The sequence below is a fragment of the Eximiradius proteiniborus genome (assembly GCF_058546985.1).
The window spans coordinates 1,034,254-1,058,595 of the sequence record NZ_CM178592.1 but is presented as its reverse complement, the minus strand read 5'-3'; the positions used below and the strand labels follow the sequence as shown (position 1 = coordinate 1,058,595).

General features: G+C 35.1%; 22 protein-coding genes. 14 read left to right on the top strand and 8 right to left on the bottom strand.

What is annotated here, in order from left to right; translation table 11 throughout:
• Window positions 1–36: 36 nt before the first annotated feature.
• The 6 genes from ACY2LT_RS04460 (at window position 37) to ACY2LT_RS04435 (ending at window position 8,134) form a co-directional block, all read left to right on the top strand.
• Window positions 37–588 carry a hypothetical protein gene (locus ACY2LT_RS04460; protein ID WP_491816642.1) on the top strand — a complete coding sequence of 184 codons (552 nt, stop codon included), beginning with the start codon at window positions 37–39 and terminating at the stop codon, window positions 586–588.
• Window positions 585–1,889 carry a hypothetical protein gene (locus ACY2LT_RS04455; protein ID WP_491816641.1) on the top strand — a complete coding sequence of 435 codons (1,305 nt, stop codon included), beginning with the start codon at window positions 585–587 and terminating at the stop codon, window positions 1,887–1,889. Before ACY2LT_RS04460 ends, ACY2LT_RS04455 begins: the two co-directional genes overlap by 4 nt.
• A gap of 11 nt (window positions 1,890–1,900) precedes the next feature.
• A complete protein-coding gene (locus tag ACY2LT_RS04450) occupies window positions 1,901–2,776 on the top strand; it encodes a hypothetical protein (protein WP_491816640.1) in 876 nt (291 codons plus the stop codon).
• Between the two features lie 12 nt (window positions 2,777–2,788).
• A complete protein-coding gene (locus tag ACY2LT_RS04445; protein ID WP_491816639.1) occupies window positions 2,789–5,563 on the top strand; it encodes a hypothetical protein in 2,775 nt (924 codons plus the stop codon).
• 173 nt (window positions 5,564–5,736) lie between these two features.
• Window positions 5,737–7,167, top strand: coding sequence for an APC family permease (locus ACY2LT_RS04440; RefSeq protein ID WP_491816638.1), 1,431 nt, complete (start codon window positions 5,737–5,739; stop codon window positions 7,165–7,167).
• A 1-nt stretch (window position 7,168) separates the two neighbouring features.
• A complete protein-coding gene (locus ACY2LT_RS04435) occupies window positions 7,169–8,134 on the top strand; it encodes a helix-turn-helix domain-containing protein (RefSeq protein WP_491816637.1) in 966 nt (321 codons plus the stop codon).
• On the opposite strand, the gene ACY2LT_RS04430 is transcribed toward ACY2LT_RS04435, so the two are convergent.
• Complete coding sequence (locus tag ACY2LT_RS04430; RefSeq protein ID WP_491816636.1) at window positions 8,124–9,242, bottom strand: glycosyltransferase family 4 protein; 1,119 nt, start codon at window positions 9,240–9,242, stop codon at window positions 8,124–8,126. The two genes, ACY2LT_RS04435 and ACY2LT_RS04430, sit on opposite strands and share 11 nt — an antisense overlap.
• 84 nt (window positions 9,243–9,326) lie before the next feature.
• Here ACY2LT_RS04430 and folB point away from each other — a divergent pair, with 84 nt between their 5' ends.
• Genes folB through dnaG form a run of 3 tightly spaced genes read left to right on the top strand, consistent with a single transcriptional unit; the run spans window position 9,327 to window position 12,054 of the window.
• Window positions 9,327–9,704 (top strand): dihydroneopterin aldolase, encoded by a 378-nt coding sequence (gene folB / locus ACY2LT_RS04425; protein WP_491816635.1) that lies wholly within the window; start codon window positions 9,327–9,329, stop codon window positions 9,702–9,704.
• A gap of 3 nt (window positions 9,705–9,707) precedes the next feature.
• Window positions 9,708–10,208, top strand: a complete 501-nt coding sequence (gene folK / locus ACY2LT_RS04420) for a 2-amino-4-hydroxy-6-hydroxymethyldihydropteridine diphosphokinase (protein ID WP_491816634.1) — start codon at window positions 9,708–9,710, stop codon at window positions 10,206–10,208.
• A gap of 1 nt (window position 10,209) precedes the next feature.
• Window positions 10,210–12,054 carry a DNA primase gene (gene dnaG, locus ACY2LT_RS04415; protein ID WP_491816633.1) on the top strand — a complete coding sequence of 615 codons (1,845 nt, stop codon included), beginning with the start codon at window positions 10,210–10,212 and terminating at the stop codon, window positions 12,052–12,054.
• Here the strand turns inward: dnaG and ACY2LT_RS04410 are convergent.
• Complete coding sequence (locus tag ACY2LT_RS04410) at window positions 12,051–14,771, bottom strand: cation-translocating P-type ATPase (RefSeq protein ID WP_491816632.1); 2,721 nt, start codon at window positions 14,769–14,771, stop codon at window positions 12,051–12,053. The genes dnaG and ACY2LT_RS04410 overlap by 4 nt on opposite strands.
• Window positions 14,772–15,060: 289 nt before the next feature.
• On the opposite strand from ACY2LT_RS04410, the gene ACY2LT_RS04405 reads away from it, so the two are divergent.
• Window positions 15,061–15,426, top strand: a complete 366-nt coding sequence (locus tag ACY2LT_RS04405) for a hypothetical protein (protein ID WP_491816631.1) — start codon at window positions 15,061–15,063, stop codon at window positions 15,424–15,426.
• A 10-nt stretch (window positions 15,427–15,436) separates the two neighbouring features.
• Here ACY2LT_RS04405 and ACY2LT_RS04400 read toward each other — a convergent pair whose 3' ends face one another.
• The 6 genes from ACY2LT_RS04400 to ACY2LT_RS04375 are packed head-to-tail and all read right to left on the bottom strand — an operon-like array spanning window position 15,437 to window position 19,246.
• Window positions 15,437–15,868, bottom strand: a complete 432-nt coding sequence (locus ACY2LT_RS04400; RefSeq protein ID WP_491816630.1) for a cytidine deaminase — start codon at window positions 15,866–15,868, stop codon at window positions 15,437–15,439.
• Complete coding sequence (locus ACY2LT_RS04395; RefSeq protein WP_491816779.1) at window positions 15,825–16,235, bottom strand: YbaN family protein; 411 nt, start codon at window positions 16,233–16,235, stop codon at window positions 15,825–15,827. Before ACY2LT_RS04395 ends, ACY2LT_RS04400 begins: the two co-directional genes overlap by 44 nt.
• A 9-nt stretch (window positions 16,236–16,244) precedes the next feature.
• Window positions 16,245–17,645 carry an MATE family efflux transporter gene (locus ACY2LT_RS04390; RefSeq protein WP_491816629.1) on the bottom strand — a complete coding sequence of 467 codons (1,401 nt, stop codon included), beginning with the start codon at window positions 17,643–17,645 and terminating at the stop codon, window positions 16,245–16,247.
• 31 nt (window positions 17,646–17,676) lie between these two features.
• Entirely contained in the window at window positions 17,677–18,207 is a 531-nt protein-coding gene (locus ACY2LT_RS04385) for an NADH-quinone oxidoreductase subunit C (protein WP_491816628.1), read from the bottom strand.
• 2 nt (window positions 18,208–18,209) lie between these two features.
• Entirely contained in the window at window positions 18,210–18,746 is a 537-nt protein-coding gene (locus tag ACY2LT_RS04380; protein ID WP_491816627.1) for a D-glycero-alpha-D-manno-heptose-1,7-bisphosphate 7-phosphatase, read from the bottom strand.
• On the bottom strand, window positions 18,746–19,246 hold the full coding sequence (locus ACY2LT_RS04375) for a peptidylprolyl isomerase (protein ID WP_491816626.1): 501 nt from the start codon (window positions 19,244–19,246) through the stop codon (window positions 18,746–18,748). The genes ACY2LT_RS04380 and ACY2LT_RS04375 overlap by 1 nt, the downstream gene beginning before the upstream one ends.
• Before the next feature lie 221 nt (window positions 19,247–19,467).
• Here ACY2LT_RS04375 and ACY2LT_RS04370 point away from each other — a divergent pair, with 221 nt between their 5' ends.
• The 4 genes from ACY2LT_RS04370 (at window position 19,468) to ACY2LT_RS04355 (ending at window position 24,215) form a co-directional block, all read left to right on the top strand.
• Window positions 19,468–20,820, top strand: coding sequence for a glycosyl hydrolase family 18 protein (locus tag ACY2LT_RS04370; protein ID WP_491816625.1), 1,353 nt, complete (start codon window positions 19,468–19,470; stop codon window positions 20,818–20,820).
• A 75-nt stretch (window positions 20,821–20,895) separates the two neighbouring features.
• On the top strand, window positions 20,896–21,975 hold the full coding sequence (locus ACY2LT_RS04365) for an LptF/LptG family permease (RefSeq protein WP_491816624.1): 1,080 nt from the start codon (window positions 20,896–20,898) through the stop codon (window positions 21,973–21,975).
• Window position 21,976: 1 nt separating this feature from the next.
• On the top strand, window positions 21,977–22,777 hold the full coding sequence (locus ACY2LT_RS04360) for a hypothetical protein (protein WP_491816623.1): 801 nt from the start codon (window positions 21,977–21,979) through the stop codon (window positions 22,775–22,777).
• Entirely contained in the window at window positions 22,764–24,215 is a 1,452-nt protein-coding gene (locus ACY2LT_RS04355; RefSeq protein ID WP_491816622.1) for a hypothetical protein, read from the top strand. Before ACY2LT_RS04360 ends, ACY2LT_RS04355 begins: the two co-directional genes overlap by 14 nt.
• The last annotated feature ends 127 nt before the right edge of the window (window positions 24,216–24,342 follow it).

Here is a 24,342-nt window from a genome sequence, read left to right as displayed (position 1 = left end):
AAACAAGTATTTCTTTTGATAACAATAGGAGGATTTGTGAGAAAATTTCTTGCTGTCTTAGTTTTTGTAGTCTTTATTCTACCAATCAATGCCATAAGCAGTATATACTATTCTGCTGGCATTAATTACCTTATTCCTACTGAAAAGTTTAAAGATAAAAACAAAAATTCAGTAGGTTTTAAGCTCGAAGTAATGAACAAAAATTATTGCCGCTTATGGTATGGTTTGAGAATTGACCATTTTAATCTTAAAAAGAAAGACCAGGTTAGTTATTTCAAAAAAGAAACACTTATTTCACCCGTAGTAAAGTATTCACCGTTTGTTCGAGATTGCTTCGATAACAAGCTCCTTCCTTACATCGAAGGGCAAATAAATCTGAGTTCCATTTCAGGCACAGATAATCTTTCGAAGCTCGGTTTAGGTGGTGGATTGGGACTTGGCATTGCCTATAATTTCAAACTTTTTAAAAAATGTTGGATGATTGATGCTCAAGCTCTTTATTCAGCCCCAAATTTTATTTACAGAGCCGATAAACGTGATAACCTTAAATCTATTAATTGTGGATTATCTTTGAGTGTAAGCCTATGAAAAAATATTTACTTACTATGCCAATTATAAGCATTGCTTTTCTAATGCTTTTCTCTTGCTCTGCTAAGGTTTCCTGGGACGACGCTGTTAGAATTAAACAGGATTCAGCTTATAAATACATTGCTCATCCGAAAACTAAAAATTTCCGTTCCGGTTCTACTCTTCGCGGAGAAGTTAAAAAAATCGAAGTTATTGGCTATCCTGATTCCTGCCCAATGAATAACTGGGTCTATAAAAGTTTTGTAGTTTTTGTTGATTCTTCTGTCAAAAAAAGAAACTTCAAAGAACGAATCCCTCTTGAAGATATTGATTTAATTGGACAAAAAGTAAAACTTCCTCAAAATCAATACGGAAACATTAATTATTTCGAAAATTACAACGACCCTCTTCTGCCAAGAATGCTTAGAGAAGTACCTGTTGATACTCTATATAGAGATACTTGCTCAACACCTTGCAATTGCAAACCTCTCACTGTTGATTTTGATTTAGATCTTGAAGTTCCTTGCCTGCTATGTATTGAATGCCCCGATAGAGAACTTCAGAAATATTTCCTCGAAATTAAGCCAGGTTATTCTATCTACAATGATTTTAATGCCTTTTCAAAGAAAATTGGTCGCGATGATTGGACTGCCGATATTGCTTTCGGCCTCCGATTTGGCAGCTCCCGCAGATGGGGGATAGGGCTTATCGCCTCAACAGGTGTTCGCACATTCAATCAATTCGATAGTTCCCTTTCACGTAGATTTTCTATCAATCTCTATGGCAGATATGAACTTTTAAGAGACCGATTTACCAGAAGTATTAATATTTCCGATACTTCAGTTAAAGAAACTCCCGAAATGTTCACCTACGATACAATAGTTGTTCCCAAAAGTTGCGAGTGTCCAGAAGAAGGTGATTCATTAATAATTATCCAGAAAATTAATCCAAGTTATCTTGTTGAAGTAAAAAATCGGCAAATTGTCGAAGAATATGAAAAAAGACCTTGCTTTGTGCCTTTCGTTTATGGGTTGTTTGGTCTTAGTGTCGATAAATTTTCTGTCGAATTAATGCAACTAAGCTTCAATAATGATTGCAAAAAGAAAGTCGATGCCAAAGCACCCGATTTAGATATTTCTCTACCTCTGAATATTGGATTCGGTATCGGATTTGAAGTCCCGATTTCTCGAAAAATCGACTTTTCTACTGACTTGGGCTTTCGTTCAATTTCTTATGCAGACAAAACTAACAATTTGTCATTTGTTTCACCTACTCGCAAACGCATTAACTCTTTAATTTTCAGAATTGGAATAACAATATAAAGGGAATTATTATGAAAAATAAATTAATTTTGTTTGTGGCTTTAATTTTTAGTATTCTTCTTGCGGCGTGTAACGATTGCCCTCTCGAAAATGCTGATCCTGTTACAATTTGCCAAACAAGAATTGTTACTATCGAGCAATTTAATTCTAATTTCACAATCATTACTGACCCAAATACTGGTCAGGAACAAACTATTTTAGACCCAGATTATAATATTGGCACTTACGAATTCCCAATTAATACTAACTCTTCTGGTAGCTTCCCTAATGATAATCGTTTTGTCAATAAAGTGCAAATTCCGATTGTTTCTCTTCCATTTGTAATAGATAATCAAATCTACTATGCTGGTATTGTGGACAATTATCCAATCAATAGCGAACTCCCCGGTGATATTCTTGTTCGTGATGTCAATGCTACTTCTCAAACAGCTACTTTAAGAATTTTTGGAAGTATCGACCAAATAGACCGAAATTATCTAAATGAAGATGCACAGGCTTTTTGCAATTATGTTAATAGTATTTTGCCAACAATAGTTCAGTCCTTCGCCAGCTACAATGCATCTAATCGTTTTGGGCAGAACCAGCCCGGTGCTTCTCTTGTTCGCTTCAATTCTGCAAATATTGTTGTAATTGACCAAAACGGGAGAATAGTTGGAACAGTTGGTGCTCCTAACGTTCCTACACCACCTGCAAATATTATTAACGACCTCCGTTCACAAGCCGCTTCTCGTATAGCTGTGGATTTGACTGTCGTACCTGGAAATGTTTATACTTACATCGCAAAAAATGGAAAACGCTTTGTGTTCTTTGTTAGTGAAATTCGCCAAACTAATGTCCCACCTAACAGAAAACGCGTTACTATTATGTTTTATCCTTTGGATAAATAGGAGAGAAAATTTATGAAGAACAATATATTTATTGGGTTATTCTTAGCTTTTATTGCTTTTTCTTGTAGTTCGCCAAAATACTATATTTTGCCAAAAGGCAATCTCGATTTAGTGCGGCAATCAAGTCCATCCGATTCTATCAATTCTACGTTTGACGAAATCGCACCATATCAACGTGTCCTCGAAACAAACTGTTTAAGTGCATATCGCAAAGAAAGTTCTAATCTATATATTGAACCTTCTACTACAAGAATAAAACCATCTAAGTCATTTTTCCGCGATTTGTTAGGAGATGATTTTGCAACAAAAAACAAAAGAGTTATAGACTATCTTACAAAACAACTTGAAAGCGTTTCTTTTCTTACTAACACGAGCGGTTTTGTCTCTCTTGCTCACGGTCCTGATGCAAATTACACCCGTATTATGGAACTTCCTTTCGTTGGATATGTTGGTGGAACTGACATTTATTTCTTTCAACAAGAACACGGACGCTACGTTTTTCGCTCTTTGCCCGAACCAATTAATTCAGCTTTCTGGGATTCGCATCCTTGGGTTGGTATGGATTCTCTTTGTAATTTAGTGCTTATCTGGGCTTCGGACAGAGACAATCCTTATTCCGTTGTTACTTCTCTTGATAAGCAAATCATCAAAAAAGGTAATTCTGACTTATTCTACGCTTTCCGTATAGATGGAGTTTGGTCCTCACCACAAAAATTCGACGCGCCCAGCCTGATTAATACTGATGAATATAATGAAATTACTCCATTTGTAGCTTGTTCTAAAATTTCTCCTAAACTTCTTTTTGCTTCAAATCGAGATAAAGATTATGATATTTACGAAGCAGATATTGAAATTGATTTCAAATCCAAAACTATAAGACCAATTGGTACAGCCCGTCAATTAACAAAAGGTAGCCAATTCGACTTTGATCATCAATTTATCAATACTAATGCTGATGAATTTTCTCCGCTTGTTGCATTCCCATACTTTAATGAAACTCAAAAAGAATTGTTTATTTCTTCAAACAGAAATATTACTCCAAAATCTTTAAAACCTAATAGTGATACTATTGTTGCAAACAAGGGTAAATTTGACATTTATATGTTTACTTACTCACTTGAATGCAAAGAACCTCCACCACCTCCACCACCAGTTGCAACAATTAACGTTAAAGTTGTCAACAAACAAAATCCTTCCGACAAGGTTCTGCTTCCAATTATTAAACTTGTTGATTTGACAACTGGCACATCACAGGAAAAAAATGCAAATGAAGCTTCTTTCACTCTTATAAATGGACATAAATACGAGGTTTGGGGTGGTTCCAACCATAATACTATTGATTGCGGCGACCCACTTCAACCAACTATATTAAAATATTATAAGTATAACGAGCTTTTCTACACTGTTCCTAAGATTCTTTCAAAAGAGAAGATTATTGAATACGATACAATTATTAATCCTACTCCAAAGTTCGTTTACGATACAACCTACGTTACTGAGTTAGTCCCAATTTCCATTGTGGATTCAATTCGTGTCGAAAAGGAATTTGTTCCTCAGTCTGATAATACTGATAATCAGGTGCAGAAGAAAGAAACTGTTACCAATATCCGCTATGTAAGGTGTCCGCCTCGAAATGTTGCACCTGCCGAACCACAAGTTATTCAAAAAAGTGAAGTCAAACCAGTTACTAAAACTGAAGTAATTACTCAAACTCGTTCTACTCTTGTCGAAATTACAAAGCAAGTTATCAATAAACGGCTGGTTTATGAAGGTGGTCGTACTCAGAAAAAAACTCTTAAATTAATTGAATACGATACAATTCCTCAAATCGATACTAATAATAAAATCGTTATCGGTCCACTTGCCCGTTCTGAAAAGACAATGCTAAAACCTATCGACCTGCATTTTGAACGAGATACGGTTATAGACGATGTTATTCTTCTTGAGCCGGAATATTTTGCTAAGCCTAAGTGTTCAGTTAGATTTGTTGATATTCTTGATGATTATTACAAAAATGTTCCATATTTCCAGACTGCATTTTGGGAAGTAAACACTTCTGCTAACCTTCCGCGCCATCTTCTTACTATGCAGCGAGGCAATCCTCTTGAAAATGCAACTTGTATTGAGCTTCATCCGCGAAATACTCGCTACGGTGTCTGGACAGGTATTAATCGTGAAACACGTCTGAACGAATATCGTAAATATGCTCAGGCAGTTGATAGAAATCTTCTTGGAATGAAAACTGAAATCACAGACCATTTCATCCCTGCACTCGAAGAAATATCAAAATTATCACCTCAAACTAAATTAATAATTAAGCTTGAAGCTTATAGTGATATTCGTGATGCCGGACTTTGCAATTATTTTGGCGAAACAGTAAGCTACATTCAGGGTAAAATTAATGATAATTCACAGATTATTTTAGATAAAGTGGTTATCAAAAACGGGGATAATCTCAATTCCGACAACGATAATCTTTCTAAACTTCGTGCATATTACGGTTTCACAGAGCTTATGGCATTACTACGAAAAGATGAAAGATTTAAAAAATATCTAAATCAAGGGCTTGTTTTCTTCCCAACTCAAAAATTCGAAACTCCGGAAAAAATGAATGAAGCACTACGCAACGCCAAAATTATCATTATTGCTGAAGGGAAAAAATTCGACCCTGTTGTAAAAGATAACGAAAAAGAATATGATGCTATCCGCCGCTTAAATCTCTTTATTCAACTCGCTAAGTTCTCTGAGAAATTTATTATCTCTGCCGATTGTTGCGTAGAACGATAATTTGATAAAACATTTTTACCTGAGCAGCCAATTTATTTGGCTGCTCTTTTTTTGCACTTCCTGAATTCAATTTGTTTTATCATTTCTGAAAACTATTTCTGAGAATTTTCCAATACTTGCACTTATATTTTTTAATTATATTTGCAAAGTTTCAATATTCGAACGGAGCTATTTTGAGCGAAAAGTTACCTAAATTAATTCCACAACTTGGTTTTATCACTACGCTTGCTATTGTTGTCGGTGCTGTCATCGGTTCCGGAATTTTTAAAAAACCTGCATTTATGGCTGCTCATCTTGGTTCACCGGAGTGGCTGATTGCTATTTGGGTAATTGCAGGGCTTCTTACTCTCTTCGGTGCTTTGACAAATGCAGAAATAGCAAGTATGATTACTGCCACTGGCGGACAATACGTGTTTTTCCAACGTATGTATGGCGATTTAGTTGCGTATCTCTACGGCTGGGCTATTTTTGCAGTAATTCAAACTGGTTCTATTGCCTCAATTACCTATGTGTTTTCTGAATATTCACAGTTTTTTATACATTTACCGCGGTTTAGCACAGAAATTGAACAAACTTACCGTATCTTTCTTCCTGCTATTGGATACATCTATCCTCTTGAAAATATCGGCGTCAAATTGCTTACTATTTTTGTAATTACCGGGCTAACTACTGTTAATTATTACGGCGTTAAATTCAGTGGCGCTGTTTCTGCAACCTTTACTTTTATGAAAGTTACAGCAATTTTACTGCTTGTTATTTTCTGTTTCTCTTTCAGCGGCGGAAGTTTCGAAAATTTCAGTAAACCTTCGACAGCATATTTATCCGGTGAAATTAGCTTTTTCTCAGGATTTATGGTTGCTCTTGCCGGAGCATTTTGGGCTTATGATGGCTGGAATAATATAACATACATCGCTGGTGAAGTTCGCAACCCGAACCGCAATATACCACTTGCTCTCGGTGTTGGCACTCTGATAATCATCACCGTTTATGTTCTGATTAACCTTGCTTTTATTTATGTTATGCCGATTGAACAAATGGCTCACTCATCGCTTGTTGCTGCCGATGCTGCAACTATTTCTATGGGAGCAATTGGTGGGGCTTTTGTCTCTGCCGCTGTTATGATTTCAACTTTCGGAACCGCTAACGGAACAATATTAGCAAGTGCTCGTGTTCATTTTGCTATGGCAAGCGATAATTTATTTTTCAAATCTATTGCAAAGGTTCATCCCAAATGGCATACTCCGTCGAATTCGCTCATTTTGCAAGCCGTTTGGGCTTCTGTGCTGGTGCTCAGTGGCACATTCGATATTCTTACTGATATGCTGATTTTTGTTAGCTGGATTTTTTATGCTGCTGGTGCAGCCGGAGTTTTTGTACTGCGTCGTAAGCTCCCCGATGCAGAACGTCCTTATCGGGTTTGGGGATACCCGCTTGTCCCGCTGCTCTTTATATGCTTTTCTATTATTTATGTGATTTTTACTTTATACAATGATATTCAAATGTTTATCGAAGGCAGAACTCAGCTTATAAATTCGTTGTTCGGTATTTTTCTCTGTTTAATTGGAATTCCTCTTTATTATTATTTCAACAAAAAACGTAGTTAAAATGGACGATTATAATTTTTCTGTAAGTATCAAACTTGGCAAACGCTCTCTGAAATTGCCGCTTTTTTCTCTTTCGAATAAAATAAAAAAAGCTTTCAAAGAAGAAATTGAATTGCGAGACGGTCTTAAACTTATTATTACCGAATATAAGCCTAAAAAAAACATCAGCGTCGATTTTTCAATTGAACAAGCTCCTCTCGAATTTGCTTTCTGTCTATCCGGCAGTATGTCAGTTGAAATATTTTCAGCTAATAATTTCTGCAATTTTCTTGAAATTTCTGCTGGCACTTGTGCTATTTTTTACCTTCCTAATTCAAAAGGAAAATTGTTTCTTAACGGCAAGGATAAAATATTAGTTCTCTCTCTACACACTTCTGTTGATTATTTCAAGAAATTTATCGAAAATGAAATTGAATACTTTCCAGAAAATCTGAAAGAGTTGATTTTCTCAAAATCTGGAAACCCTTTTGTTATTACCAGCAAAATCAATCCTTCGATGAAAATCGCTTGCACGCAGATAACTGATAATTACTCTACTGTTCCTCGCAAAATGCTCCTCGAAGCGAAATCACTTGAATTAATGACGCTGTTGATTAACCAAATCAGCGAAAAATTTCAGGTCGCTTCTTCGCATATTTCAGATGCTGATTTGGAAAAAGCCCGGTTTGTTGAAAAAATAATTCTCGAAAATATTGCAGATGTGCCTCCACTTGCAGAATTATGCAGAATTGCCGATATTACTCACACCCGGCTCAACAAAGCTTTTAAACAAGAGTTTGGTCTTACTGTTTTCGACTACCTTCGTAATAAAAGATTGGAAATTGCCAAACAAATGCTTGAAAATGGAAATAATGTAACTGATATTTCATACGAACTTGGATATAGCAGTCCCGCGCATCTTTCTCGTGAATTCTCAAAAAAATATGGAATTAGCCCGAAAAAATATCAGAAAATGGCTAAAAATTAAACTCACCTCTTATCACTTTTTCAATTAATACTATCATTTCATCTGCAGATTTATCCCAACTGAACTGCTTTGCCCAATCAATTGCTCCTGCGGATAATGTTTTCCTCAATTCTGCATCAGAAAATATCTTCTCAATTTTTTCAGCAAGTTCTTCAATGTTTCCATATTCATAAAGCAAACCTGATTTCCCGACTGAAACTGAATCACGTAATCCAGGTGAGTTTGCAGAGATTACTGGTGTTCCTGCTGCATTCGCCTCTAAATTTGTGATTCCCCATCCTTCTTTCATAGAGGTATTTACAACACACCACGCCCGCGATAGCAACCTTACCTTTTCTTCTTCCGAAACAAACCCAAAAAATATCGTATCCTTATCTATTCCCAACTGTTTTGCCAAATTTTCAAGTTCGTCTCTAAAATCCCCGCGACCTAAAATGTGAAGTTTCGCCTGTGGATGTTTCTTTTTTACAATTGCAAATGCTTGCAGTAAATGATCAACACTTTTATACTTCTTCAGTCGCCCAAAATACGATACAGTCGGTTCTTTTTCTTTTTCACCGATTGAAAAAGGAAAACGATTGTGGTCAATTGCGTTATAGATAATCGTAAAGTATCGTTTATCGTATCCCATCTTTGTAAATTCATCTAATGTGCTTTGCGAAACAACGCTAAATGGTGTATGTTTATAAACAAATCTCATACAATATTCACCTACAACAACATATAACCCAGCCGGCACGGATGCTTCTCTGAATATACTACGCCCGAAAAAATGGTGGCTTATTGCAAGAATTGGTTTCCTGACGTATAAAGGTGTGTAAAATGGTATTTTATTAATATCATCAATAATAATATCAAAATTATATTTTTTATCAAGTTGCTTTACGTGTTTTGGAACATAAAAATTAAATAAGCTTCTGCTTCCTTTGCGATATATTTCAATTCCATCGATTACTTCGTATTCGCTTGCCCCTTCGAATTTGCAGGCAAGTAATACTACTGTGTGCCCTTTGCTGGCAATCCTCGAAAAAATCTCGTGAAAATGAACTTCTGCTCCGCCACCATAAGGATTCTTTATGCACTGCCAATTTATTACAAGAATTTTCATAAACTTTTATTAATCTTTAATAATTTGCAAAGATAGCAAAAAACTGTTAATTTGCAATTTTCTTTAATATATGGTTGCTTAGATATGAAAGTAACTCATCTTACTAAATTGAGCTTGCGTGGAATTAAGTTCTACGCTTATCACGGTGTCAAAAAATCAGAAAAAGATGTTGGTGGTAAATACGAAGTTGATTTAGATTTATACTATGATGCCACCAACGCAATTATTCACGACGACGTAAAATTTGCTGTCAATTACGAAGAAGCAGTCGATATTATTTCTGATATTATCTCCGAAGAAAGCTACAATTTAATTGAAACTCTTGCAAGCGAAATATTAAACCTGCTTATGGAAAAGTTTGAATATCTTCAAAAGGCTACTATTAAAGTTCGTAAAATTTCTGTTCCTATTAAAAATTATACTGACTACGTAGAAGCAGAACACACTATTGAAAGAAAATAACTGATGAAAAATAATACCAATTTCATATTACTTTCAATCGGTGCTAATCTTGGGAATAGGAAAGACACCATAGAAAAAGCTATTCGTTTGCTTTCCGAACATCAGGAAATACGCATCATTAAAACTTCCTCAATTTATGAAACCGAGCCCGTTGGTTATAAAGATCAGCCTTGGTTCCTTAATGCCGTAGTTGCTGCCGAAACAACTCTCGAACTTAACCGATTAATTCAGCTTTGTAAATCAGTTGAGTACCTTCTCGGTCGTAAGGTTCGAAAGAAATGGACTGAACGCGAAATTGATATAGACATATTAATCTATGGCAATAACATTATCGAAAGCGAACATCTTCAAATCCCTCATCCCCGTATGCAGGAACGACGTTTTGTGTTGATTCCGGCAGCTGAAATTGCTGCTGAATTGGTTCATCCTGTCTATAAGCATACTATTTCAGAATTACTGCAAGTTTGCACCGATAGTTCAGTCGTAAAAGTATTCTCAAATTAATATGGGATATTCAAAAGAAACAATTGCAGAACTGAGACTTAAAACCGATATCTTAGACGTTATTGGTGAATATCTGCGACTTAAACGTGTTGGCAAACGCTATGTTGCTTTCTGCCCATTTCACGATGATAAAAAAACGCCTTCTTTTTCAATTTCTCCAGAATTAGGATTATATCATTGCTTCGGTTGTAAGCGTTCAGGTGATGCTTTTAAATTTATTTCTGATTATTTAGGAATGACCTATACCGAAGCTGTTGAATTTTTAGCAAAAAAATATAACGTTAATTTAAAAGCTGAATCTGGGAAAAAATCAAGCGACGAAATAGAAATTCTTTTCAATGTTCTCCAATCTGCAGCGAATATTTACCACTCTAATTTATTTAAAAAGGATTGTTCTGTTGCTTTAGATTACTTCTACAAACGTAATTTTACGCAAAATACAATAAAAGAGTTCCTCTTAGGCTATTCAATCAATTATGAACAAATAATATTTGAACTCAAAAAACTTGGGTTTGATGAAAAAGTAATAGTTGATGCAGGAATAGCAGGACGTCGCAGCGATGGTTCTCTCTACGACCGTTTTGCTGGGCGAGTTATTTTCACTATCCGCGATTTTCTTGGTCGTGTCGTTGGTTTTGGAGGACGCGATATTTCTGGACGAGATGATATTGCTAAATATGTCAATTCTCCTCAAACCAAAATTTATGACAAAAGCAAAATCCTTTACGGTATCTTTGAAGCCAGAAATGAAATTCGTAATCTGGACAAAGCTATTATTGTTGAAGGTTATGTTGATGTCATTTCGCTCCATCAGGCAGGTGTCAAAAACGTTGTTGCTTCCTCAGGAACTGCCCTTACTTCACAACAACTTGATTTACTCGGCAGATACAGTAAAAATCTTTTTCTTGTATTTGATGCCGACGAAGCAGGACAAAAAGCCACTTATCGGGCAATTGAGCTTGGATTATCAAAAGGTTTCGACCTAAAAGTAGTTTCGCTCCCCGATGGCGAAGACCCGGACAGTTTGATTAACCACCACGGAAAATCGCTTTTCGAAGCAAGACTTCGCGATAGCAAAACATTTCTAAAATATGCTGTAGAGTTATTCCTATCAAAAGGCGAGCCCACTGCTTTGGCTAAAGCAAATTTTGCTCGTGAAATGCTTTCTCTAATCAGCAAAATTCAGGATACTTTTCAGCACGATTTTCTTATCACCGAACTTGCAAGACTGCTTGATCTTACAGAAAATCAAGTTCGACTTCTTTATTCAGAACGAAATAAAAATGTTAAATCCAGCTTGCAAAATATAGAAACAGATACTCCGGAAAAACCACAAAATTCCGTTGATCAAGAAAATTCTATCCATTTCAATATTGATGAAATTCTACCCGAAGAAAAAATGATTATTAAATTGGCGATGAAATTGCCAAAGTATTTCAAAATTATTGATGAAATGGGTATTACAGAAGCAACCTTTATTTCAGCTTCTGCAAAAACAGTTTACTCAATTATCCACGAATATTCCAACGAATTATACATCTTACAAAGTATCATCGAAAATGAAAACTATCCTTCAAATGTCAAAAATTCCCTTATTTCTATGATGATGGAAGAAGCTCCCAGCGAACGTTGGAAAGAAATTGATGAAACAGTAGAAAATATTGATGTCAGAAAAATAATATCCGATGCTCTTATCAAATTAGAACTTCGGATTATCAACAATGAAATCGATGAAATAAAAGCACGTATAGCTAATGCTGAGAGTGAGATCTTGGATAGACTTTTAAAGCGTCAAGCAGAACTCACTCTCAAAAGAAATGCTCTATCTCAAAAAATCATGTCTTAGTTCTTTCCTTGCAATTTGTTGTGTGCAAATTTGAATATTTCAGCAATTAAAAGAACAGAAAAGCCTAAAATTACTGCTATTGCCCAATCCTGAATTGTCAGCGGAACGGTCGAAAACACCTTATTCATTGGCTGCCAGTTGATTGTAAGCACGCTTAGTATAATAGTAACACCCACTCCAACAAGCAATGTATTATTCTTCTTTATTCCATATCTAATAAATGATTCATTTAGGGAACGTGTTGCAAAAACGTTGAATATTCTTGCAAAGATTAATGTTGCAAAGAACATTGTCATCGCATAAGCTTCTGGATTAACTATTTCAACGTTAGCAGGATGCAAACCAACCAGACTAAATATATTTTGGAAAAATGCTAAATTCACATAAATATAAATATACGACATATAAGCAACAAGACAAATCACACCAATCCACACACCTACAAAAGCTATATAGGCAACAGATGCTTTATTCAGGATTCCTTCTGTTTTTGGTCTTGGCTTACGTTGCATGATACCTTTCTCTGGTGGCTCTACACCTAATGTAATCGCTAATATCCCATCCATAACAAAATTAATGAAGAGTATTTGCACAGCTGTAAGTGGAGCGGCAAACCCAGCCAGCAATGCTGCAACCAATCCAAATACAGTTCCCATATTCCCACTCAACAAGTAAACAAGATACTTGCGAATATTTTCAAATATACTTCTTCCTTCTTCTACTGCTGCTACAATCGATGCGAAATTGTCGTCCGTCAATATCATATCAGCAGCCTCTTTGCTTACCTCTGTTCCGGTAATTCCCATTGCAACTCCTATATCAGCCCGTTTCAAAGACGGTGCGTCGTTTACTCCATCTCCAGTCATCGCTACAATGTTACCTTTTTTTATCAATGCATCTACAATTTTCTGTTTATGAGCAGGAGATATTCTCGCAAAAACCTCAACATTGTCAATTACTTTTTCCAGTTCACCATCTTTCATGTTTTCTAATTCGGGACCAGCAATTGCAATTCCATTCTTCATTATCCCAAGCTCTTTTGCAATTGCAACAGCAGTGATTTTATGATCTCCTGTTATCATTATTGGTTTAATTCCGGCTGTTTCGCAAAGTTTAATGGCGTCCTTAACTTCTTCTCGTGGTGGATCAATCATTCCAAATATTCCTAAAAAGATTTGTTGTGTCTCTTCCTCATCTCCCTCATTTATTATCTCTTTCTTTGCAACAGCAATTGCACGCAACGCATTTTCTGCCATTTCCCGATAAACTTGCAAGATTCTATTCCTTACCTCTTCGGTCAATTGCTTTTTCTCTTCTCCATCGTAATAATAATCGCATTGTGCAAGAATAATTTCAGGTGCACCTTTCGAAATTGCAATTTTTTTGTCCCCAAATTGATTGACTGTTGTCATCTTTTTCGTTTCTGACGAAAATGGTATTTCGGACACTCTCGGGTGCATACTTTTAATAGTATCCGGTTCAAATCCTAATTTTTTTGCGAGCACTATTATTGAACCTTCGGTTGGGTCTCCAACTATTTGCCATTCATTTTCTACAAACGACAAACTAGCATCATTGCACAAGAGCCCATTTATTATTGCTTCTGATATTTGCTTATCTTTTTGCGGATTAATCTCGACTCCATTCTCCAGCATTTTGCCTTCGGGTGCATATCCCGAACCTGTAACATCAAGCAATCTATCATAGACATACACTTTTTTAATTGTCATCTCATCTTGTGTTAAGGTTCCGGTTTTGTCCGAACAAATTATATTAGTTGAACCGAGCGTTTCAACTGCTGGCAATTTTCTTATTAACGCTCTACGTTTCACCATCCGTTTTACGCCCAAAGCAAGCGTAATTGTTACTACTGCTGGCAATGCTTCTGGAATTATTGCAACTGCAAGAGCCACACCCCAGACAAATACTTCCGATAATGGAGACCCTCTCAAAAAATCAAGGACGCTGACCAAAGTTGCCAGAACAATAGAAAAAATACCTAATTGCTTACCTAATTTATCTAAATTATTTTGCAACGGTGTTCGTTCTGTTTTTGTTTCGTTCAATAATGTAGCAATTTTCCCGAATTCTGTTTGCATCCCTGTATAAACAACTACTGCTTCTGCACGTCCTTGAACAATTGCAGTGCCCATATACAGCATATTCTTTCTATCTCCAAGCGGAATGTTGTCCCCTGAGATTGGTAGAATATGCTTACTCACTGGAACTGATTCGCCGGTTAATGCTGCCTCCTCCACACGAAGTAAATTCGCGTTAATTAATCTTGCATCTGCCGGAACTTTATCGCCTGCAGAAAGTAAAATAATATCTCCGGGAACAAGTTCTTTTGCCGGAATTTCGATTATTTTATCGTTTCGACGCACTTTAGCATTCGGGGATGCCATTTTGCGTAGAGATTCAATTGCTTTTCCAGCTTGATATTCTTGCACAAAGCCGGTTATTCCTGCCAATATCACTATGACAATAATAGCTATTGGTTCTACTGTTTTGCCCAGCAATATTGAAATAATAGCCGATAGAATTAATATATAGATAAGTAAATTATTAAATTGAGAAAGTAATAATTTCCAAGCCGGTTCTTTTTCTTTTTCTTTGAGTTCATTAGCTCCGAATTTCTCGTATCTTGATTTTACTTCTTCTTCTGTGAGACCATTCAATCTGCTATTCAATGCTTTTAATGTTTCATCAATACTCATTTTGTAATAATTGTGCTCTTGTGTCATATTTTACTACTCATAATTATTTTTTTAACATATTCCTAATTTGTTTACTACAATAATAATATTATTCTTCAATTTTTAATAAAAATGGTTAATAGTGTTCAATGACTATATTATTGTGAGAGGCAAAGCACAGCTTTGTAATTCCTTGTATTTCAATGGCATATGTTATTATTTATGTCTTGCTTCCACTCTCTGGCATCATTCTTGACGTTTTTCATATAAATTTGTTTTGAAATATGTTGTAACTAAATAGAGGCTACCAATGAAAATTACAGAAATCCGCCCATCAAGCGTTCCGGCTGTTGATGTTAAGTCTTTTCAACCTGAAAAAGTTGAAAAAAAAGCTGAAAGCAATCCTATCAAAGACAAAGTTGAAATTTCTGCAGAAAGTATGAATTGGCAAAAAGACATTTTACTTTCAGCATTGGAATTAATTGAAAATAAAGTCCAATCCGATGCAAGTCACCCGCTCGATAAAACTGAAAATCGCCCTATTGAAACGTTTGAAGAAGCTCTTCTTGAACTTCGCTTCTTAAATACAGATGCTTATGCAAAAGAAGCTCTGGGCGCACAAGCAAATATTAAAGCAGAAGACATTCTTTCGTTATTTATAGAAGAAGCAGCCTAAGCTGCTTCTTCTATAATTCTTTAAAAGCATATGGAAGTAGCAAACTAAGCGAAGTTGCGAATATCTCTTTTATTTGCTCATCGCTATCTAAATTCACGCAGATGATGCTTACATCACTGTTAGAAAATTCAACCATTTTTTGTCTGCATAGTCCACAAGGAACAGAATAAGCTGTTGATTTTAATACAATCGCAATTTCTTTCAGATTTCTACATCCGGATTTTACCATTGTATCAATCGCAACCATCTCTGCATGCGAAGTGAGTGTGTAATCGATAGATTCAATGTTGCAACCTGTATGTATATTGCCATTTTCATCCAATACAGCTGCTCCAACTTTGAACTTGGAATATGGTGCATAAGCATTTTTTCTAACCTGAATTGCAGCTTCAATAAGCTCAATTTGTTTCTTGCTCAGCTGATTTAACTCGACTTTCTTCATATATCTCGTTTTTTAATGTTTTTATCATCAATATATGTGTAGTTACCGCAATTGCGACTATTGCAAGTGCTAATCTTATCCAAAATTCCTCTACTCCATAGATTATCGTGGTTATAATTACTGACCATAGTAAAACAATCACAACAATTTTATGTATTGATAGCATACCATTATGTTCTTTGTAATTTCTTATGTAAGAGCCAAAAAGTGAGTTGTTTATTAACCAATTATAAAATCTTGGAGAACTTTTTGCAAACAAATATGCAGTTAATAACAAAAATGGTGTTGTCGGAAGAATAGGAATGAAAATGCCAAAAATCCCAAACCCAAGCGAAATAAATCCTAAAGTAATATATACCGTTTTTATCATAATTATTTAAGACGAATGATTGAAAATCAATTGTTTATTAATTCTTTTCAGCAAATAAAGAAATCTGCTTGTCAGGATAACTGCTGCAAAAAACAACCCTATCAAATATCCCCACCAAATTCCATTCACTCCATAATTTAAATATATACCTAAAAAATATGCAAATGGTAGTGTAATTATCCAGTATGAAAGCAAGGAAATTAAAGTTGGGTAATTAACATCTTGCAGCCCTCTTAAAGCACCAAGAGCAGTAACCTGTGTGCCATCCATTATCTGAAATAATCCGGCAATTATCATAAGTTGAGCCGCAATTTTAATTACGTCAGGTTCATTTATATATATCGAAGGTATTACATATCTCCCAATTATGAACAATACTCCGCAAATTGACATAAAAGTTAATACCATATAAAATGCAGAGAAACCAGCTACTCTCAATCTATGATATTTTCTCTCACCAAGCAAATTGCTTATCCTTATTGTAGCAGTTGATGATACTCCACTCGACATAAGAAAAGTAAGCGAGGCAAGGCTTATTACTATTTGATATGCTGCTAATTGTTTTGCTCCAAGCCAACCGGTCATCAATGCTCCCACAACAAATGCACCTACTTCCAATATGTGCTGAACACCTATCGGCAATCCCAATTTGAAAAATTCCTTTATTCTTTCGAACGATAAATATTTTATAGATACTTTTTTCAGATATATACTTAACGACTTGCTATATCTCATTAATAATATAAAACAAATTGCCATCAGACTTCTCGCAATTACTGTTGCAACTGCTGCTCCATTTAGTCCCATCTTAGGCATTCCAAGTTTCCCAAAAATTAATCCGTAGTTCAAAATCACATTTACTACGTTACATACTAATATTATTATCATACCGGGTTTTGTTTTGGTCAGCCCATCCACAAATTGTTTATAATGCATAAAAATAAAATAGGGAAGCCACGATAAGACTAAAATTTTATAATAAGGAACGGCAAGTTCTATGACTTCCTGTTTTTGTTGCAAGTATGGAAATAAGTATGTTATCAAATACATCAGAGTTGTAAGCAGTATCCCAAAACCAATTGTTGCAAAAAGCCCGTTAAAAAAAATGCTTTGAAGCAGTTCTGTATTCCGTTCGCCATATGCTTTGCCAACTATTGTAGTCGTTGCATAGGAAATCCCCAGTCCAAAAACAAACACCAGAATAAAAACATTGTGTGCAACTGATGCTGCTGCAAGTTGCAACGAGCCTAATTGCCCAACCATTATTGTATCTGCAATTGAGGTAATCATATGCCCCGCTTGCCCAAGCACTAACGGATATGCGATGCCCCAATTTATTTTGTAGTGTATTTTATACTCTTTGCTGAACATTTTACCAAATAAAAATGTGGTTTTTTCAAACCACATTTTAGTTTAAATTCAAAAAAAATAAAATCAATTATTTTTCACCATATTTTTCAGGATAGGGTGGAAGAGGCAATGAATCAGGTATTCCCATCAACGGAAAATCTTTTCTCAAAGGATGAATCGGTTCGCCAGTTTCTGGATTTACATAGTCTTCCGGCATATAAAAACGTCGTAAATCAGGGTGCCCAATAAATTTTATCCCATACATATCATAAGTCTCTCTTTCATACCAATTCGCCGAAGCCCACACATTAGTCAATGTTGGACAAGTGCAATCATTCTCATCAATCTCTGTTTTAATTCTGACCCTGCTTTTGAATTTATTTGAATATAGAAAATATACAACTTCGAAACGCTTATCTTTTTTATCGAGCCAGTCAATTGCTGTTACATCGATGCACATATCAAAAGACATTTCTGCGTCGGTTTTTAATTTTTCTGCCACATCAACAAGTTTTTCTTTCGGGACATTAATACTAAGTTGTTCCCGAAAAATATATTCGCTTGCTTCTGGAACAATATTTTTTATAAACTCGATAATTTTTTCAAAACGTTCGTTCATATTTATTCCTTTGAATTTTGCATATTTTCAAAAAAAAGCCTTACTTCTTTTACTGATGGGAAAATATAATCTGCTGATTTATTTTTCAGATGCAACCCAACGAGTATTGTTTTTGTGCCAACTGTTTTCCCAGCCTCAATGTCCGTAATGCTATCTCCGATTGTCCATGAATTCTTTGCATCAATCCCAAAATGTTCGATTGCTTCGATAAACATTCCGGGATTTGGTTTCCGCCTTTTGCTCCCAGATTGTGCAAGATCAGGGCAGTAATAAATAGCATCAAACTTATAATTTGTCTTCTCTTGCAACTTTTCATTCATAAAATTATGCACTTTTTCCAAATCATCGCTTGTCATTAATCCCTTGCCTATTCCTTGTTGGTTTGTTACCAATATTGCCAAATAACCAAGCCTTTTAACAATCGAAAATAAATCAAAAAAATCCTCAATAAAGATAAATTCTTCAATTTTTTTTACATAATCACTAACTATCCTGATATTAACTATTCCATCTCTATCAAAAAAAACTGCTCGCTTCATTATTTTATCTTTTCAATTTTCATCTCAACTTTGTCAATTGGATTATCTCTGCTATCTCTTGGCATATTTACAATCTTATCAACAACTTCCATACCTTCAATGACTTCACCAAAAATCGAATACTGTCCGTTCAAGTGTGGTACGTCAGCAACGCAGATAAAAAATTGGGAAGTAGCACTGTTTGGGTCTGGCTTTCTTGCAGCAGAAATGATTCCACGCTTGTGATTTAATTTGCTGAACTCAGCCGGAACTGTTGTTTGGCTTGGGTCGCCGAATCCCCACATTTCACGTGGTTTATCTTTTGAATTAGGGTCGCCTCCTTGTATCATAAATCCGGGAATTACTCTATGAAAAGCAGTTCCATCATAAAAACCAATTGATACAAGACTATCGAAATTTGCAACGTGTTTTGGTGCAACATCATTATAGAGCTCAATCTTTATTTTCCCAAGCTCTTCGCCTTTCTGATAAGTTGTGATTAAATACTTTGGTCTATCCATTTTTCCCTCTGAAAATAAAATATTTGTAGAAAATAATGTTATTACTAACAAAACTAACAACTGGAAACGCATATATTATTCTCCAAATTCAACAATTAAACAAATTTAATAGACTTTTTTAAAAAAAATATATTGTTTTTAAAAATCGGCATTATTATTGATTTCGGCAAAATGTATAACGTGCATTCATTAATTGAAATTGTGAACTAAGGTGAAACAACGTGAAAAATTATTACATTTTGTTTATTACTATTCTATTTTTGCTGATTAATATAAATAAGATATATTCTGACAACTTGCCTGAAAAAGTTCTTGTTGGCTACTGGCACAATTGGGATAATCCACTTGCTCCTATGATTGGTCCTGAAAGAGTTCATCCAGCCTATAATGTGATTAATATCGCATTTGCTACTCCACGTGCAGGAACAGACTACGACATATATTTTCATCCGTTGATTATCAAAAAAGATGATTTCAAATCACGCCTAAAGACAATTCAATCACAAGGCAAGAAGGTGTTGCTCTCCATCGGTGGCGGAAATACTACTATCAAACTCGATAGCACAATGGAACGCGACGTTTTTGTCCAATCTGTTCTTCGGCTTCTTTTCGACTACGAATTCGATGGAATAGATATTGACTTCGAGGGCAATTCAATAAGAATCTCTGGCGGCACAATATCACAACCGGTTGATTCTTGCGTTATATTGCTGATTGATGCAATTAAAGAAATAATGCGGGAATATTCGGAAGCTTTCGGGAAAAAAGCAATTTTGTCCATTTCTCCGGAAACTGCTTACGTCCAGGGTGGGCAAAGCGGATATGGTGGAGTTTGGGGAGCATATCTGCCGATTTTAAACGCATTGCGCGATTCAATAGATTTAGTAAATGTGCAGCTCTACAATAGCGGCGGTATGTATGGATTAGACTGGAAAGTTTACAATCAGGCAACTCCTGATTTTATAGTTGCTATGACGGAAAAATTAATCAAAGGATTTAATACCAAAGGTGGTTTTTTTCAGGGGTTCCCACCAGAAAAAGTTACCGTTGGGCTTCCCGCTTGCAACCTTGCAGCAAGCAGTGGCTATATGCATCCTGATAGCGTCCTTATGGCAATGAATTATTTATTAGGAAAATCAGATAATTACACAGGTTCTTATGTTATGTTTGAAAAAAACGGATACCCGAATGTTCGTGGAATGATGACTTGGTCTATTAATTGGGACGCAACCGATTCTTGCTCATATCCATACGAGTTCGCAGAGAACTTTATCCGTATTTTCAATACTCATATGAATATTTCAAGAAACGATACAGAAATAATTCCAGATGATAAAAACGAAATTTATTTCGACCTTTTCCCAAATCCTGCCAGAACAGAAATAGTTATTAAGCTCCCTGATTTTTGCCAGAATATGCTTCCCCTCGAATTCAATATTAGAAATCTCTACGGTGCAACTGTTGCAAAAGGAGTTGTTCGCTCACTCAAATCTGTTATTAATATTTCTAAATATCCAAAAGATATATATTTTATTTCTATCGATGATTATACTGAAAAATTCATTAAAGATTAGCGGATACATTTTTTTCTCTTAATTTAATTATATTTTTGTTAATATTGTAAGATATTGATTTTAAATGAATTGATTATGAATATTTTAGATAGATATATACTTCGCCAGTTTATCAGCACACTTTTCTTTGCTGTTATTTCTTTGTGCCTGATTTTTTTAGTAGTTAATTTGATGGAAAATTTAGACGACTTCATCGATAAAAAGGTCCCAAATCCAGTAATTATCAAATATTACATCTCTTATTTTCCTGAAATACTGAAAATCCTCACACCAATTTCTGTATTAATCGCAACCTTATTTTCAATTGGAAAGCTCTCAACTAACAATGAAACAACAGCAATGAAATCAGGTGGGTTGAGCCTCTATCGTCTTATGCTTCCTTTGGTTGCTTTTGCTGTTGCTTTAAGCTTCGGACAATTATATTTTAATGGCTGGATTGTTCCGGTTGCCAACAAAACTAAATTAGAAATCGAAAGAGTTTATTTGAAAAAAGCGAAAGCCCAAGGCGGAACGCTTTTTAATCTTTTCTTTCGCGATACTCCTACCAAACACGTTATGTTGCAATATTATCATCCTACCGAACAAACTGGTTATCAGGTTGCAATAGAAGATTATTCAAATGAGTTTGCTCCTCGTTTGCGTTCAAGAATAGAAGCAGATAGAATTATCTGGGAAGATGGCAAATGGAAATTAGAAAATGTGATGATTAGAACTTTTTCGGATAATTCTGTTTTTGTGAAAAGTCTCGATTCGCTCAATATTAGCCTTAATATCAAACACGAACAGCTGATTAAACTCCAAATGCTTCCCGACGAAATGAATTTCGATGAAAAACGAGACTATATAGAAGTCCTAAAAATGGGTGGAAAAGATATTCGCAAAAATCTTATTGATTATTATGCAGGATTCGCCTTTCCATTCTCAAATCTAATTGTAATGCTTTTTGGTGTTCCTTTTGCTTCTGTAAAAAAACGAGGCGGAATTGCTATTCAGATAACTGCTGCTATGGTTATTGCTTTTACTTACCTGATTTTTACAGAAATTAGTAAAACTATTGGTTTCTCGATGAATATTAACCCGTTGTTTGTTGGATGGAGTGCGAATGTTATTTTCTTTTGGGCAAGTATTGTTGTTCTCATAAAAACACAAAAATGATATGAAAAAAATTGACAACTTTGGTGCAATTACGGGGCGTCGCCTGCTTCAAGACATTTTCAAAAGTCTTCGTTATGAAAAGCAATGGAGCTCGTTTTCGGCTCTGCTCGCTACCTGGCGGCTTGCAACCCGCGAAATAGATTTAGAGAAATACACAAACGAAGATATTCAAATAATCCATAGTCTTGGTTTCTGGCGAGGCACTGCTATTTGGCTTGAAGAAATTGTTAATCGTTTTTATTTCTCAACTATTAATTCATTTGCGTATTTTGGAGCAGCTATTTTGCTTGTGCTTGTTGGTGTCAGGCGTTTCTCAGACCACGTAAGCGACGATATAGTTCTTGCCGGTATTTTTTTCGAAGCCGTTTTGCTTCTATTTTTATTCTTCATTATGCTGTTCACTCCAAACGAAGAAATCGCTTCTAATAATGAACAAAAAGAAGAACTCGATTTTCAGAGGGAACTCCTGAACGAAGTTGGTGAAATAAGTAGAGACTTTGCTGCTACAACCTTGCAATTAGAAAATCTCACTGAAAAATTAAATGCACTTATTACTCTTCAAAACGAATCATTAACCCAAATATCTTCAATTGCCAAATCTTTTCTTGATATTTCTCAACCTAATCCACAATTTGTTAATATCTTACAACAAACTAATAATGCTTTGTTAGATTTCAACGATAAAATAAAATTTCTTAGTGACTCAATTTCTCAACTCAGACAAGAAGAAATTAAGATTGCTATTAGAAACGAACTTGAACAAATTCTCTCCAACAAAATAACCAAAAATGAAAAACAATAGATATAAATATCGCAAAACAATCGAAATATACTTTGTGCTTTATCTTGCGGCTCTTATTTTTCTTATCCCGTCTCAAAAGGAGAGAGACATTGAAAATGCTAATCGCATCTCAATGGAAACACCGTTTGCTATTAAACTCGAAAAATCTGCTCTATTCTGCAAAATGGCTATCGATACTATCCCATATCTGCTTCATCTCGATAGCCTAAATACAATTTATTTTACCGGTGATGTGAAAAACATAAGCTATGAAGTGATTATCGAAGATCAGGTTTATAAAAGTAAGCTTAAATTAGTTTCTAATGTTAAAAACCAAAGTGTCAATTTCCGCTTAATTGATATTCTGGAAAAGAAAATTTCATATTTTGTTTGGAAGCCACCTACATTCGATAAAATCAATAAATCATATATTGTTTACCTTAATGCAAAAGCAACTGATACAAAAACTGGCAACGAACTTGTTGCTAAAGCACAATTTGCTCTTGTTATTAACTATTACGACAAAAAAACTGGTTTGCCTGTTATTCAAGAACAACCTGCCGAACAAATTGTGCAGAACTTACAACAATCACAAATGCTCCTCTCTGATGCCAACTTCTCACTTCAATATGACAGAATACGTACCATAGCGTCTTTCGATTGGCAAAACACTTTGTTTGTTCTTGGTGGGCTTAATCCTTTGCTCGATTTACAAAAAAATATTGAAGTAAGTATTAAGCACTATCCGGAAGGCAATGGTGGTTCAGCCTATATTAGCAACATCTTATCAAATAGTATTGTTATTAAAGGCACCTCACCTAATTACGGAAACATTGTTGTTACACTTTCACTTAAACGCAGAACCGACAACAAAGAATATCAGATTTCGTTTCCTATCGTGGCTGAACCCATCGCAAATCCAGAAATACCAAATGAGTTATATCCCGGACTTACTTATAAAATAAAGCCAAACTTGCCAATACTACCCGGTTATGAAGCAAAAGTATTAATTAGAGATAATGATAACATTCGCTATCAGCAATTTTCTGATGAAGTTATTAGTTTTACTCCTGATTATCAAGACACTTCAGGCAATATTTTCCTCGAAAGATACATAAATAATAAATTATTAGGACAAAGAATTAAACTCAACGTCAAAAAATTTGCTCCTCCTGTTATTGTGAAACTATCAAAAATTGATAGCAAAACAGTCCTTGTCCAAACAAATTCCTTCGGATTGTTCAAAAACAGAGAAAATACAATTTTATCTCTTGATATTCAAGGAAATGCAACCTACAAAGAGAGAATTGGGCAATTTAAACCTGATAGAGAAAAATTAATTTGGTCACAATTTTTTGAAATCACTCCCCGCGATCCAAATAAACCATTTTCCTTCAAAATTATTGCTATAGATAGACGTGGCGAACGCAGTAATCAAGAAAATTACTCTAACGAATAGCACATTATGATAATTTTTTAATTATTTTTTAATATTTTTGTCAAAAAAAATTATTACATTTATAATTATCTATTTATCAAGAAACTTATTTTTGTAAGTTTTCTTTTGTTGTTAGTTAAAGCAGCAT

Bases quoted from the DNA above. Each gene is read 5' to 3' on its own strand.
- ACY2LT_RS04455 (WP_491816641.1), top strand. From the start codon at position 585: ATGAAAAAATATTTACTTACTATGCCAATTATAAGCATTGCTTTTCTA.
- ACY2LT_RS04450 (WP_491816640.1), top strand. From the start codon at position 1,901: ATGAAAAATAAATTAATTTTGTTTGTGGCTTTAATTTTTAGTATTCTT.
- ACY2LT_RS04445 (WP_491816639.1), top strand. From the start codon at position 2,789: ATGAAGAACAATATATTTATTGGGTTATTCTTAGCTTTTATTGCTTTT.
- ACY2LT_RS04435 (WP_491816637.1), top strand. From the start codon at position 7,169: ATGGACGATTATAATTTTTCTGTAAGTATCAAACTTGGCAAACGCTCT.
- ACY2LT_RS04430 (WP_491816636.1), bottom strand. From the start codon at position 9,242: ATGAAAATTCTTGTAATAAATTGGCAGTGCATAAAGAATCCTTATGGT.
- folB (WP_491816635.1), top strand. From the start codon at position 9,327: ATGAAAGTAACTCATCTTACTAAATTGAGCTTGCGTGGAATTAAGTTC.
- folK (WP_491816634.1), top strand. From the start codon at position 9,708: ATGAAAAATAATACCAATTTCATATTACTTTCAATCGGTGCTAATCTT.
- dnaG (WP_491816633.1), top strand. From the start codon at position 10,210: ATGGGATATTCAAAAGAAACAATTGCAGAACTGAGACTTAAAACCGAT.
- ACY2LT_RS04410 (WP_491816632.1), bottom strand. From the start codon at position 14,771: ATGAGTATTGATGAAACATTAAAAGCATTGAATAGCAGATTGAATGGT.
- ACY2LT_RS04405 (WP_491816631.1), top strand. From the start codon at position 15,061: ATGAAAATTACAGAAATCCGCCCATCAAGCGTTCCGGCTGTTGATGTT.
- ACY2LT_RS04400 (WP_491816630.1), bottom strand. From the start codon at position 15,868: ATGAAGAAAGTCGAGTTAAATCAGCTGAGCAAGAAACAAATTGAGCTT.
- ACY2LT_RS04390 (WP_491816629.1), bottom strand. From the start codon at position 17,645: ATGTGGTTTGAAAAAACCACATTTTTATTTGGTAAAATGTTCAGCAAA.
- ACY2LT_RS04385 (WP_491816628.1), bottom strand. From the start codon at position 18,207: ATGAACGAACGTTTTGAAAAAATTATCGAGTTTATAAAAAATATTGTT.
- ACY2LT_RS04380 (WP_491816627.1), bottom strand. From the start codon at position 18,746: ATGAAGCGAGCAGTTTTTTTTGATAGAGATGGAATAGTTAATATCAGG.
- ACY2LT_RS04375 (WP_491816626.1), bottom strand. From the start codon at position 19,246: ATGGATAGACCAAAGTATTTAATCACAACTTATCAGAAAGGCGAAGAG.
- ACY2LT_RS04365 (WP_491816624.1), top strand. From the start codon at position 20,896: ATGAATATTTTAGATAGATATATACTTCGCCAGTTTATCAGCACACTT.
- ACY2LT_RS04360 (WP_491816623.1), top strand. From the start codon at position 21,977: ATGAAAAAAATTGACAACTTTGGTGCAATTACGGGGCGTCGCCTGCTT.
- ACY2LT_RS04355 (WP_491816622.1), top strand. From the start codon at position 22,764: ATGAAAAACAATAGATATAAATATCGCAAAACAATCGAAATATACTTT.